Source organism: Candidatus Epulonipiscium viviparus, from assembly GCF_000171335.1.
GTDB lineage: Bacteria > Bacillota > Clostridia > Lachnospirales > Cellulosilyticaceae > Epulonipiscioides > Epulonipiscioides viviparus.
This window is the reverse complement of the sequence record NZ_ABEQ01000018.3, coordinates 25,298-39,599: the sequence shown is the minus strand read 5'-3', so window position 1 is coordinate 39,599 and position 14,302 is coordinate 25,298. Positions and strand designations below refer to the sequence as shown.

At 38.9% G+C, this 14,302-nt stretch carries 10 protein-coding genes; 1 reads left to right on the top strand and 9 read right to left on the bottom strand.

What is annotated here, in order from left to right:
* Positions 1-1,585: Na/Pi cotransporter family protein (locus tag EPU_RS11470; protein ID WP_010167003.1), on the top strand; the 1,585-nt coding region annotated here is incomplete at its 5' end.
* Positions 1,586-1,617: 32 nt separating this feature from the next.
* On the opposite strand, the gene EPU_RS04015 is transcribed toward EPU_RS11470, so the two are convergent.
* From EPU_RS04015 to EPU_RS03975, 9 genes are all read right to left on the bottom strand, one after another.
* Entirely contained in the window at positions 1,618-2,955 is a 1,338-nt protein-coding gene (locus EPU_RS04015; protein WP_010167001.1) for a sensor histidine kinase, read from the bottom strand.
* Positions 2,956-2,957: 2 nt separating this feature from the next.
* Positions 2,958-3,641, bottom strand: a complete 684-nt coding sequence (locus EPU_RS04010; protein WP_029487980.1) for a response regulator transcription factor — start codon at positions 3,639-3,641, stop codon at positions 2,958-2,960.
* The gene (locus tag EPU_RS04005; RefSeq protein WP_029487979.1) at positions 3,641-4,960 is read right to left on the bottom strand and encodes a hypothetical protein; all 1,320 of its coding nucleotides are present in this window, start codon (positions 4,958-4,960) and stop codon (positions 3,641-3,643) included. The genes EPU_RS04010 and EPU_RS04005 overlap by 1 nt, the downstream gene beginning before the upstream one ends.
* A 123-nt stretch (positions 4,961-5,083) precedes the next feature.
* Positions 5,084-6,763 carry an extracellular solute-binding protein gene (locus EPU_RS04000; protein WP_029487978.1) on the bottom strand — a complete coding sequence of 560 codons (1,680 nt, stop codon included), beginning with the start codon at positions 6,761-6,763 and terminating at the stop codon, positions 5,084-5,086.
* Between the two features lie 24 nt (positions 6,764-6,787).
* On the bottom strand, positions 6,788-8,458 hold the full coding sequence (locus EPU_RS03995) for an extracellular solute-binding protein (RefSeq protein ID WP_029487976.1): 1,671 nt from the start codon (positions 8,456-8,458) through the stop codon (positions 6,788-6,790).
* 84 nt (positions 8,459-8,542) lie between these two features.
* Positions 8,543-10,201 (bottom strand): extracellular solute-binding protein, encoded by a 1,659-nt coding sequence (locus EPU_RS03990; RefSeq protein WP_029487975.1) that lies wholly within the window; start codon positions 10,199-10,201, stop codon positions 8,543-8,545.
* 24 nt (positions 10,202-10,225) lie between these two features.
* Positions 10,226-11,890: an extracellular solute-binding protein gene (locus EPU_RS03985; protein WP_010166993.1), complete on the bottom strand. Its 1,665-nt coding sequence runs from the start codon at positions 11,888-11,890 to the stop codon at positions 10,226-10,228.
* A 177-nt stretch (positions 11,891-12,067) separates the two neighbouring features.
* Entirely contained in the window at positions 12,068-13,036 is a 969-nt protein-coding gene (locus tag EPU_RS03980; protein WP_010166991.1) for a carbohydrate ABC transporter permease, read from the bottom strand.
* Positions 13,030-14,022, bottom strand: a complete 993-nt coding sequence (locus tag EPU_RS03975; RefSeq protein ID WP_010166989.1) for an ABC transporter permease — start codon at positions 14,020-14,022, stop codon at positions 13,030-13,032. Before EPU_RS03975 ends, EPU_RS03980 begins: the two co-directional genes overlap by 7 nt.
* Between the last annotated feature and the right edge of the window lie 280 nt (positions 14,023-14,302).

Below are 14,302 nucleotides of genomic sequence, written 5' to 3'. Positions count from 1 at the left end.
GTCTTCAAAATCAGCAGGCAATAAAATGAAAAGCCTGATTGGTGCACTTACTAATAATCGCATCTTAGGTGTTCTGGTTGGTGCATTAGTCACTGCAGTGGTTCAAAGCTCTTCTGCTACAACTGTTATGATAGTCGGTTTTGTTAATGCGGGGCTTATGTCACTTACACAGGCAGTCGGCGTAATTATGGGCGCGAATATTGGTACTACAGTAACTGCTTGGATTGTCTCGCTTGGCGAATGGGTAGATTTTCTATCTCCATCGACAATTGCGCCTTTACTCGTTGCAATCGGTGTTACTATCAGTATGATAACTAAGGATCAAAAAATCAAATACATCGCCCAAATTGTTTTTGGATTTGGTGCACTCTTTATGGGTCTAGATATGATGAGTGGAGCAGTAAAACCGCTTCGTGAACTTCAAGAAATCAAAGATTTATTCATTACTCTCGGCTCAAATCCTATTCTAGGAATACTTACTGGAGCACTTGTAACAGCAGTGATTCAGAGCTCTTCAGCCTCAGTTGGAATACTTCAAGCACTCGCTATTGCGGCACTCGTACCTTGGAATACTGCAATTTACATTATATTAGGCCAAAACATAGGAACTACAATTACCGCGATGCTATCAAGTATTGGTGCTAACACTAATGCCAAAAGAGCTGCCGTAATCCACCTCTTATTTAACATAATCGGATCTATACTCTTCGGTATAATAGCTATAGTAGCTTTCCAATTCATAACTCCTGCTCTAGGTCAAACCTTAATCTCAACAACTGAAATTAGTATCGTTCATAGTGTGTTCAACATTTTAAATACATTGTTATTATTCCCATTTGCAGCGTTGCTCGTAAAACTTGCTACCAAAATTGTTCCGGATTCTGTTACCGATTTTGAAGCTACTCCAGAGATCAACATCCATCTTGATACCAGAATTTTAGAAACTCCATCATTTGCAGTAGAAAGTACAGCAAAAGAGGTTTATGCATTCGGTAAAATAGCTCGAACTAACTTACAACATGCCTTTGCGGCAATTCTCACTGGCGACGAAGAGAAAGCAACACATGTTATAGAAGTCGAGAAAAAAATCAATGCTATGCAACACGAACTCAATCAATATCTCGTAAAGCTATCAAATGCTGCGTTATCTATCGACGAAACCGATACTGTAAATAAGCTATTCCACAATGTTAGCGATATCGAACGCGTTGGCGACCATGCCGAAAATATAGCAGAACTTACGCTAAGTCTTATTAAATCTAATGCAACCTTCTCTGCAAGTGCCGCGGAAGAACTTGTTTCGATGACGGATCTTGTTTTGGAGACCTACTCTACTGCGTTAAAAGCATTTACAACTAACAATGTCGAGCTCGCAAAAACAGTTTATGAATTTGAGGATCAGGTTGACAAAATGGAAATTCGTTTTAGAAAAAGACACATCAAAAGACTTTCGGAGGAAAAATGTAATCCTTTAGCAGGTATAGTATTTATCGATGTGCTATCAAATTTAGAAAGAATATCAGATCACTCTACTAACCTTGTCGATTCTATACTTGACCAAGATTTTGTAGACGACGAATTATAATAAAAAGAGGAGCATGCTAAAACATGCTCCTTTTATTTTGGCAAGATTATAGTAAATTTTGCGCCGCCGTCGTTGTCTGCAAAGATTTTGCCTCCCAGCGCTTCTGCTGCAGTCTTTGCAATAGAAAGACCTAACCCAAAATTCCCATCATTCCCTTTAACAAATCTCTCAAATACATCTACTCCTTCTATTATCCCATCGCCATCATCTTTTATTATTATTATCGCCTCGTTGGCAATGGTTGTTAGCGATACCTCTATAGCTGCCTTYGCATATCTTAGAGCATTAGACAGAATATTGCCAATGGCTCCATTAAGCAGCTCGCTGTTGCCATTTACAAAAACTCCCTCTGCGGCATCTACCGCCAATGTTATTCCGCTTTGCTCTGCCAATACTTCGTATTCTGTCCCCATCTCTTCTATAAACATGCTTAAACTCAATTTTTCAAATTTTTCATTTTCTTTAAAATTTTCTGCCCTTGCAAGCATCAGTAGGCTGTTCACCAAATTGGAAAGCTTTGTTACTTGCTTCGAAATCAACTTTACTGTCGCCGCGGTATCCGTAAATATGCCCATTTCTAGGCCGTCCGAATATCCTTGAATACTCATCAGAGGTGTCCGAATTTGATGCGAGGCATTCTGMAGAAACATCTTTTGCGACTTTTGGAAATCATAAATTCGTTTATTTAGTAAATTGATTTCACTCGTRAGCTTAAAAAGTTCCACCGAATCTGCTGGCACATCTATTTCTATAATCTCTGTCGGATTCATATGTTCAACCATCGCAGTAATCTTCTCAATCGGCGTTGCTATCGATCTTGCCACCTTTTGAATAATTAGTACTGCAATGAATATTACCAAACTTGATACTAGCACCAAAAGTATATTTACAACAGCCACAAAATCATCTATCATTAGTCCTTTCGTTATGTAAATGATCTTTTCGGCATCTGATATAATATCTGACCTAACCTCCATAACATAATATCGCTCACCGTTTATCCTAAAAATTCCCATTTCATCTGCTGCTACGTTGTCTAATGTCGTATATGCAGCGGTTGCTATTTGTGGCGTGACGAAGTTGTTTGGCGCCCCCGTAAATCTAGCAAACTTTTTGTCTACATTGTAGATCACTAGCTCGATTTTTCCCATAGATGGCCCCGTCTTTAGCAACTTCATAAAATCTGGCATCGACACCTTGGTCGATTCTAAATTTTCGGCAACTTTTTGTACRGTATATGTTAAATCCTCTTTTGCTTTAATAGTTTTATACTGAAATACGATCGCATTAAATAGTACAAAAATTGTTCCGGGTATTAATATTGCCATTAGGATATATGCTCTGGCAATTTTTTCTCTCATTGTACGCATCGTCATTCCTCCAATTTTAGCTTAAATCCATATCCCCACACAGATATAACGCGCACAGTTGTATTGGCTAGCTTTTTTCGCAACCTCTTGAGCACATCGTCGCATACTTTGGTATCGTTACTAAACTCACTGTCCCACACATTTTTTAGCAACTCTTCTCGCGATACGGCTCTGCTTTGGTTTGCAAACATATAGCTTAGCAATGCAAATTCGGTTGGGGTAAGAGCAAATGCCTCTCCATTGCAAAARCTTTCTTTAAACGATGTATTCAATTTGATGTCGCCATATGTTAATTCATCAGCATTGTTACTTTGATTGCTACTTTGCAGACTCATTCTTCGAAATATTGCCCCCACGCGAACCACMAGCTCCATAGGTGCGAACGGTTTAATGAGGTAGTCATCTGCCCCCATCGTGATTCCGTTTATTCTATCTATTTCACTATCTTTTGCCGAAACAATTATAATGGGTACATTTGACTTGCTTCTAATTTTATTGCATATCGTCACTCCATCTGTTCCCGGCATCATCACATCCAAAATGACCATATCCGACGGATYCTTCAAAAACTCTGCCAACAGCGCATCGCCAGTCTCAAATACACTCACCGAATATCCGCTATTTTTTAAAAATGAACCAATTATTCCTCTAATATCTTCGTCATCATCTGCTATATAAATTTTCATCAGCAAACCTCCACTTCTACATCAAGACTTTGCAGCATCCTTTTCATTTCTTCGCTATAATCACCTAGCATCACCACATGATGATTTCCCAGCAAATGCTTATGCACAAACTCTCGCAAATTGGCAATCTTGATATTCATTGCTATGCAGTGACCATAGTTTGATGAGCCTTCTATTTCGCCTCTAATTATTATAGCTTTGTCCAAATTTTTTGCCAATTTTAGAACCGTTACTTGCTTTACTTCCGCAACATCAGAAACAAAATGTACTCCTTTATATCCATAAGTATTTAGCGAATAYTTTCCATCTTTAAAAAAATTTATGGGAGCCGTATGATGCCACAAGCTAAATGTATTTTTATTTTTATCCATAGGCCCTAGGTTTCCCATAAACGTTGGCGCCTTTGCTATAAAATCTGCCACTATCTTAAGTATCAAACAGTTTAAATCTCCTTCACATGCTGCGGGAATGCCAGTCATCTCTATGTCATGAATTGGAATACAAGGCGCCACTACACCTTCTGCAAATATTGTACTGCAATCCACCGACGCTGCAGTTGCCCCTGTCTCTGCAATCATCTTCRTCATCGCAATAGACATCGCAGCGGCTTTCTCAAAATCTGCCATTTTCACAACTTCTATTTTCTCAGCACCAGCCCCAAGCCGAATTGCCCTTTTACCAACTTTTTTACTTTCCTCCAAATTTACTTTTGCTATACGTTCTTTTAATTCTACAATCGGTACCTGCTCTATCGCAACGCCAAACTTGTCCACCACTTTTTTAGGATCTGTTTCGCTATCTACAACCGAAGTCGATACCCCACCAAACATCAAAATTTTTGAGTCTTTCAGTTTCTTTTTAATCAGCAACGTATTCAAATACTCAACAGCATCTTCCACATCAAGCGCTATAAATATTTTATCTCGTTGTAGCGAACCCACTCCACCAATAATCGTATGGTTTGGCGTAATCGTCGCAGCAAACACGATCTTATTCACAGCATCTAACATCGTCAGCTTCTGTATCACCTCTTGGCTTTCACCTGCTGCAGTTATTAGCATTGCACATTCTATTGCGTTAACATCAATCTCAGACAAGTCACTGCCTTTGGTTATAACTTTAAATGGCAAAAACTCCACCGTATCTACAGTTTTATGGATCAATTTTTCCAAATTTTCCTTTGCTATATGACTAATTGGTAAGCAGCCCACTGTTTCTATCACACTAATCTTCTCAGAGCTTACTTCGTATGGTTCATATTCACTTTTAACAAACGGATCTCCTTTAACAATAAATACCTGTACAAATAATTTTTCCATAGATACACCCCTTCTTGTAACAAATAATTTTAATATACCATATAACTATGCAATTTTCAACTTTACAAAAAAAAACGACAAAATGGTARCTGTCGCAGCTGCCTTTTCATCGTCTATATAATCTTATTTTGCACGCTTTCTATCTAAAGATGCTTGGTTTATTGCTAAATATTCGCTAAGTCTATTTTTCTCTAGCATTTCCAAATATTCGTTCCATTCTTTGTCATCGTTTGGATCTTTAATTCCTGTTATAAATTCAGAAGTTACTTGATCAATATACAAATTTAAGTTTGTTACGATATCCACTATTGCTCTAGACTCATCGGTTGTAAATGCCAATGGTGGCAATATAGTCGCCGGATCTTGCGCTACTGGCAGATAATCGTTTACTGCAGAGTTATATAGTACATACTCAATATCGTGCTCTGTATTTTCTTTTACAGCATATCGAACTTCATGGCCCGGATGGCTATATATAGGACCCATATTATTCCATCCAAAGTTTTTCGCAGAGTCTGCTGGCGTATTTATATACATCGCCTGCTCGCCAATCAGATTTAGCATTCCTTCTTCTGCCGGAATCAACCGACTATACTCTCCGACCACGCCAAACACATTATACGTTGATCCTTCTGGAGTAAACATGTAGTCAAAATATCTAAGAACTGCCTCTGGATTTGCGCACTTGTTTGTAATGGATAACTTCGCCGAACCGTAACTCACATTATGGGCAGCAGATCTCACGCCTTCTGGTCCTGTTAATGGTGGAAGCGCCTGATATTGTGTCCAACGATCTGTATCTGTTAAATTTGATATTACCGATGCGGAACCGCCTGCCGTTGCTCCCATTATTGCGATCTCTGGATTTGAACCCAATTTTAATAGCTGATCTTTGGTTTGTGAAAATAGCATGGGGTCGATTAGCCCTTCATCGTATAGCTTATGCATATATTTGAGATATTCTCTATACTCATCTGTTGCCTTTACATAATATAGCGATCCATCTGCAGCAATATTAATATATTGACTTGCCGGAGATGTAGGAATAAACGCATTTAACAAGAACGGCATGGGATTTCCATTCCACGCACCCAGCGAACCCGATAATGGTACTTCATCGTTAGGGTCTCCGTTGCCATTGGCATCTTGCTCTTTAAATGCTTTCAAAACTTGATAAAACTCCTCCGTAGTTGTTGGTACTTCTAGATCTAGGTTGTCGAGCCACTCATAATTTAGCCACATTCTGTGAGAGACAAGCGAATGCGTTGTCCAACCRATCTCTGGAATAGTATATAAATTTCCATCTTCTGTTGTCCACGCTTCCAWAACTTCTGGATGAGCCTCTAACGCCTTTTTAATATTTGGAGCGTGCTGATCAATTAGATCATTCAGCGGCAAAAATATTCCTTGCTCTCCATATAGCTGTAATTCAGAAATCCCTGTATACATAGATAAAATAACATCGGTATAATCTCCGCCGGTCATCATAATGTTAAACTTTTGCTTCGCATCTGCCGAAGTTGCTTCTATAAAATCAATATGAACTCCCGTCATTTCTTCCATATATTTACTAAAATGATTGGTTTCCGGATCATAAGTTGTAATACTCGGTCTTAGAGGTGCAAATGCCGTAAACGAAACCGTTGCTCCATCCTTCAATATTGGATATGTACCCACTTCCGTATACATATCAGCACTGATTTTGTTTGCAGAGCTCGCCGATTCATCTCCACCGCAACCCACAAGTGCCACCGCTGCCACCGCTGCCACTGCCGATAACGCTAACAATTTTCCTAATTTCATTTATATTCCTCCATCACATTTATCTTACTTGGCACGCTTTCTATCCAAAGACGCTTGGTTCACTGCTAAATATTCGCTAAGTCTATTTTTCTCTAGCATCTCCAAATATTCGTCCCATTCTTTGTCATCGTTTGGATCTTTAATTCCTGTTATAAATTCAGAAGTTACTTGATCAATATACAAATTTAAGTTTGTTAYGATATCCACTATTGCTCTAGACTCATCGGTTGTAAATGCCAATGGTGGCAACATAGTCGCCGGATCTTGCGCTACTGGCAGATAATCGTTTACTGCAGARTTATATAGTACATACTCGGCATCATTTTTCGTGTTTTCCATTACCGAAAATTCTAATTCATATCCAGGCCAGCTATATGTTGGACCCATATTATTCCAGGCTAAATCTTTTGCCGAGTCTGCTGGCTTTCTGGTATATATCGCCGGCTCGCCAATCAAGTTTAATAGCCCCTCTTCTGCCGGAACCACGCGGCTATTTTCTCCTACCACTCCAAAAATATTATACATCCTTCCTTCTGGAGTAAACATGTAGTCAAAATATCTGAGAACTGCCTCTGGATTTGCGCACTTGTTTGTGATAGACAATCTCGACGCCCCATAGTCTACGGTATGTGCAGCAGATCTCACACCTTCTGGTCCTGTTAATGGTGGAAGCGCCTGATATTGCGTCCAACGATCTGTATCTGCCGTATTTGCTATTACCGATATCGATCCGCCTGCCGTTGCCCCCATTATTGCAATCTCTGGATTTGAACCCAATTTTAGTAGCTGATCTTTGGTTTGCGAAAACATCATCGAGTCGATTAATCCTTCATCATATAGCTTATGCATATATTTGAGATATTCTCTATACTCATCTGTTGCCTTTACATAATATAGCGATCCGTCTTCGGCAATGTTTATGTACTGGCTTGATGGAGACGCCGGGATAAATGCATTAAGCAAAAACGGCATCGGATCTCCATTCCACGCATCAATTGATCCAGATAATGGCACCTCATCGTTGGGGTCTCCATTGCCGTTAGCATCTTGCTCTTTAAATGCTTTCAAAACTTGATAAAACTCCTCTGTAGTTTTTGGTACTTCTAGATCTAGATTGTCGAGCCACTCATAATTTAACCACATTCTATATGAAGTAAGYGAATGCGTTGCCCCACCCATTTTAGGAATAGTATACAGGTTACCATCTTCTGCTGTCCACGCCTCCATAACTTCTGGATGATCCTCTAACGCCTTCTTAATATTTGGAGCGTGYTGATCAATTAGATCATTCAATGGCAAAAATATTCCTTGCTGCCCATATAATTGTAACTCAGATACTCCTGTGGCCATCGATAAAATAACATCCGTATAGTCTCCGCCGGTCATCATAATGTTAAACTTTTGCTTSGCATCTGCCTGCGTTGCTTCCATAAAATCAATATGMACACCTGTCATTTCTTCCATATATTTACTAAAATGATTTACTTCTGAATCATAAGTTGTAACGCTAGGTCTTAGAGGTGCAAATGCCGTAAACGAAACCGTTGCTCCATCCTTCAATATTGGATATGTACCCACTTCCGTATACATATCAGCACTGATTTTGTTTGCAGAGCTCGCCGATTCATCTCCRCCGCAACCCACAAGTGCCACCGCTGCCACTGCCGATAACGCTAACAATTTTCCTAATTTCATTTATATTCCTCCTAAATTTATATRCGTTTCAATTTTATTTTTTAAAATAGCCCCTCCACTGACTTTTCTGAAGGGGCAAAATGTTTATTTATCCATAAATCTATCGTATGCTGTTTGCTGTACTTTTAAATACTCTTGCAATCCGTTTTTATCTAGCATCTCGAGGTATTGATCCCATCCCTCTTCTACATCTTTAATTCCTGTAATGAATTCTGCAGTTGCTTGATCTATATAAAGGTTCATRTTTGTTATTATGTCGACAATAGTACGAGACTCATCTATTGAAAACTCCACTTTAGGCATCAGCGTTGCGAGATCTGGTACACATGGCAAATAGTCATTTACGGCAGATTCRTATAATACTTTTTCGATGTCTTCTGCAGGATTTTCTTTTGCAGTAAACCAGAGATCATAATCTGCGGGACGGTAATCTGATCCTATTCTATTCCAGCTCAAGTTTTTCGCATTATCTGCTGGAAGCCTAGTATATTTTGCGGGCTCACCRATAATATTTAATTCTCCTTCTTTCGCATACTCAAGCTGTCCATTGCCGATTTCACCAAACTGCGACCATAGCAAGCCTTCTTCTGTATACAAATAATCTGCCCATCTGATTACAGCTTCTGGAAACTCACATGCATTTGTGATCGACAATGTTGCTGAGCCATAGTCTGGCGCTCTAGCTGCGGAGCGAACTCCTTCTGGCCCTTCTAGCGGTGGCAATGCTATATAGTTGGTCCATACATCAAAGTTGCTCGTATTGGTAAATACCGAAACACTTCCTCCCGTTGTCGCTCCCAATATTGTATCACCAGGATTTGAGCCTAGCTTTAGCAATTGATCCTTGGTTTGCGAGAAAATAAGCGGGTCTAGAACTCCTGCTTCATGCAGTCTATTCATATATTTTAGAAATTCTTTCCATTCGTCTGTTGCTTTCACATAATAAACTTTGCCATTTTCATCAATATTTAAGTAATTGGACGAGTTGGTATTTGGAATGAATGCGTTTGATATATATGGAATTGGATTAGTGTTCCAACCAGATGACATCGCGCCAGATAGAGGCACTTCATCATTGGGGTCACCATTTCCATTGGCATCTTGCTCTTTAAATGCAACTAACACATCAAAAAACTCTTCTGTCGTGGTTGGCACTTCTAATCCCAAATTATCTAGCCACTCTTTATTTAACCACATTCTGTTTGCCACTTCTGAGTGAGTTGAGTTGCCGATACGTGGCAAAGTATACATGTGCCCATCTTCCATGGTCCAGGTATCTCTAATTTCTGGATGCGCATCTAGAACTGCCTGAATGTTTGGTGCGTGCTCTGCTATTAAATCTTCTAGCGGAATAAAAATTCTTTGGTTTCCATATAATGCCAGTTCCGAATGCGACGACCAAATATCGAGGATAACATCTGTATAGTCTCCGCCGGTCATCATTACGTTAAACTTTTGCTTCTTATCTGCGTCAGTGGTCTCTACAAACTCCATATCAAAGCCCATCTTCTCTTCCATATGTGCAGTAACAGGATTTATCTCTGATGTATAGCTCGTTACCCCAGGTCTCAACCCTACAAAAAAGCTGATGCTTACATCGTTGCCTTCTTTAATTACTGGATACCCCGACTCTGTGTATAGATCATCGTGCGCTACTTTGCTTGCAGCAGACTCGTCTCCACCACATCCTACTAGCATCGCTGCCGCCAACATAGGTAACACTGCCAATTTTCCTAACTTCATTTATGCTCCTCCTTTAAAAATCGCTTATTTATTTTGATTTCTATCATACGCATCTTGCTGTACTTTTAAATAATCTTGGAGCCCATATCTATCTAACGTTTCTATATACTCATCCCAGCCAGCGTCGATGTCTTTCTTTCCAGTTACAAACTCTGCCGTTACTTGGTCTATATACATATTGACGTTTGTTGTTACGTCCACGATTATACGCGACTCTTCTGTATCAAACGCAACCTTTGGCATTATGGTTTCTAGCGGTTGCGCAACTGGCAGATAGTCATTTACTGCAGATTCGTATAGTACTTTCTCGATGTCTTCTGCCGGATTCTCTTTTGCTGTAAACCACAAATCATAATCTGCTGGACGATAATCTGGCCCCATTCTATTCCAACTTAAGTCTTTTACATTATCAAATGGCAATCGAATATATTTTGCCGGCTCACCGATTATGTTGAGCGCTCCTTCTGGTGCGATATCGATAGCTCCATTTCCTATTTCACCAAATTGAGACCATATCAAGCCTTCTTCTGTATATAGATAATCGAACATTCTCACTACCGCTTCTGGATACTTACACACATTGGTAATCGAAAGCACTGCTGAGCCATAGTCTGGAGATCTCACTGCAGAAACCACGCCTTCTGGTCCTTCTAGCGGTGGCAATGCTATATATTCATTCCATCTTGCCGTATTGGAAGTATTTGTAAATACCGATACGCTGCCTCCAGTTGTTGCTCCCATTATTATATCTCCAGGATTTGATCCGAGCTTCATTAACTGATCTGAAGTTTGCGTAAATAATAGCGGATCTATTAGCCCATCTTCATACAACCTGTTCATATACTTCAAAAATTCTTTCCATTCATCGGTTGATCTTGCATAATAGACTTTACCGTTCTCATCGATATTTAAATATCCAGAAGCGTTAGTACATGGGATAAACGCATTTGCAATGTATGGAATCGGGTTAGTGTTCCAGCCAGATGTAATTGCACCAGATAGAGGCACTTCATCATTTGGATCGCCATTTCCGTTAGCATCTTGCTCTTTAAATGCCTTTAGTACGTCATAGAAATCTTCTGTTGTTTTTGGAATATCCAGCCCTAGGTTATCCAGCCATTGCTTATTGATCCACATTCTTTGAGAGACCTCAGAGTGAGTGGAGTTACCAATACGCGGAATAGTGTACATATGCCCATCTTCCATAGTCCACGTATCTCTAATTTCTGGATGCGCATCAAGAGCCGCCTGAATATTTGGCGCATGTTCTGCAATCAAATCTTCTAGCGGAATAAAAATACCTTGGCTTCCATATAAAGCCAATTCTGAATGCGAGCTCCACATGTCTAATATAACATCAGTATAATCACCACCTGTCATCATTACGTTAAATTTTTGCTTTTTATCAGCTGATGTTGTCTCGGTGATATCCATTTTTATGCCTGTTAAGTCTTCCAGATGCTTTGTTGTAGGGTTTACTGCAGAATCATATGTGCTTACACTTGCTCTCAGCCCTGTAAAAAAACTTATAGACACATCATTTCCTTCTTTAATAATTGGATAACCTGATTCCGTATAAATATCATCGCTCACACTTGCAGATTCAGAATCATCAGAACCGCACCCCACAAAAATTATTCCTGCTGCTAATGTACACAATCCTAAACCTAATAATTTTTTGATTTTCATTGTAACTCCTCCTAGTAGTGTCATTATTACCTATATTATATTTCGCCATGATATTTATCATGACATGTTATATTTGATAGCAGCTGTAGTTGTCTTCACCTCTTTTTTATGTACTACTTTTATATTTAGAATATATTTGTTTGAAACCCCTCGTAAAATTTGAGGGGCATAATTTTCTTAACCTTTAACTGATCCTGACATAATGCCACGAACAAAATATTTTTGTACAAATGGATAAATGATCATCATCGGCAATGCGCTAACAACGATTACTGAATACTTCAATATCTGTTGTAGATTCTCTAATATTGCCATATCTTCTAAGCTCAGCGAGCCTGCGTCTCCACCAAATGCGGTCTCTCCTTGGAATAGGATGTCGCGTAGTACTAATTGGATTGGATACTTATCTGGATCATTTATATATAGTAATGCTGCAAAGAATTGGTTCCAGTGACCTACGGCATAATAGAGCGTTATAACTGCCAATATTGGCTTAGCAAGCGGAAGCGCGATTTTCAATAGATATTCTATATCTGACGCACCGTCGATCTTTGCCGCTTCTAGCAACTCTTCTGGTATTGTCTTTTGGAAGTATGTTCTTGTAATTACCATATTCCCCATTGCAACTGCCCCAGGAATTACCATTACCCAAAAAGTGTTAATCATTCCCAGGCTTCTATATAGCAAGAAGGTTGGGATCATTCCTCCATTAAACCACACTGTAAATGCAAAAAATAGAGTAATCTTTGATCGCCCGATTAGATCTTTACGAGACAATGGGTATGCGGTGATTACGGTCATAACCACATTGATTGTTGTACCCACTAGCATATACATAATCGAATTTTTAAAACTTGGTATAATCAAATGGTGATCCAAAACTGCTTTGTATCCATCTAAAGTTATTTCTACTGGCCAAAAATATACTTCACCTGCGGCCACCGCCCTACCAGAGCTAAATGAATTGATGATAATAAACCATAGTGGGTATACAATAAGTAATAATATAAATGTCGCAAATATGGTAGTGATAATAGATGTGCTTATTTCATCCCCTATTTCTGGTGCCAACATCTTTTGTATTTTATTTCTTGGTTTTACCTTTATATAATCTACCGTTTCTACTGCTTTTGTCTCTTCTACCATATGCTCATCTCACCATACTTTCTAGCAATTTTGTTTACCACAATAACCAAAACAAATGCTATCGCCGACTTAAACAAACCAATGGCTGTTGTATAAGAAACATCTGGCAGCGATGCCGCGATACCCATTTTATATACATACGTACTTATCATCTCCGACTTGCTCGCATTTAGAGTATTTTGTAATAGTAGTGCCTTCTCAAACCCTACATTCAAAACGTTACCCATTCCAAGAATTAAGCTTAAAACAACTTGTGGAATCAAAAACGGTATGTCTATATGCCAAACTCTTTGGAACATAGTTGCRCCATCAACCATCGCCGCCTCATGATAGGTCGTATCAACCCCTGCTAAYACGGCACAATAGATGATAGCACTAAATCCCATGTTTTGCCATATTCCAGACCAAACATATACAGACGAAAAGGCTTCGGGGATCCCCATAAGATTTATTTCCCAGTCTCCGCCAAACAAACCAACGATTGTATCAATCATACCTCCACGAGGATTTAAAGCTTCTACAATAATACCCGCCATAACAACCACTGATATAAAGTGAGGTGCGTATGTTACAGATTGTATAAACTTGCCATATCTCTTAAACGGAATATATCTAAACATTAGTGCTAGCATAACCGGGAATGGTAATCCCATAAACAAGGCATATAAACTGATCGATAATGTGTTTCTAACAAGTTCCCACATTTTGCCCGAGTTTATAAATCGCTCGAAGTGCTTAAGCCCAACCCATGGGCTTCCCCAAATACCTTCCACTGTCAGATAGTCTTTAAACGCTATTTGCGCACCATACATCGGAAAATATTGAAATACCAAGAAATATATGATTGGCAAAACCAATAGCAAATACAGCTGCCACATACCCGCCATTTTTTTCAATTGCTTTTTCTTTTGCTCTGGAGTTAATTTAACTTTCTTAGCTTTCTTTGGTTTACGCGATACTTTTTTTTGCTCTATTACTGTTTCCAAAAGAACTGCCTCCTTTATGAAATTCTCCTCAACTGCATCCTTGTGAAACGTTTCTGTTTTATAAGTATATCTATCTTAGATGTGCAGCTAAAGATATAGTTAAACAACAAAAATTACATATAAAATATATTTATGTAGAAAAGTTGTTGCAATTTTATATTGTTTATATATATAAGTATAACATGATTATTTTTTAAGTACAATAGTTTACAAAAAAATATTTTGTGACATACATTGTTCGCAAAAAAAAAGAGACCATGACGGCCTCTATAATATTTTT

Excerpts from the sequence above, each read along its gene's own strand:
- EPU_RS03985 (WP_010166993.1), bottom strand. The coding sequence starts at position 11,890 with ATGAAAATCAAAAAATTATTAGGTTTAGGATTGTGTACATTAGCAGCA.
- EPU_RS03980 (WP_010166991.1), bottom strand. The coding sequence starts at position 13,036 with ATGGTAGAAGAGACAAAAGCAGTAGAAACGGTAGATTATATAAAGGTA.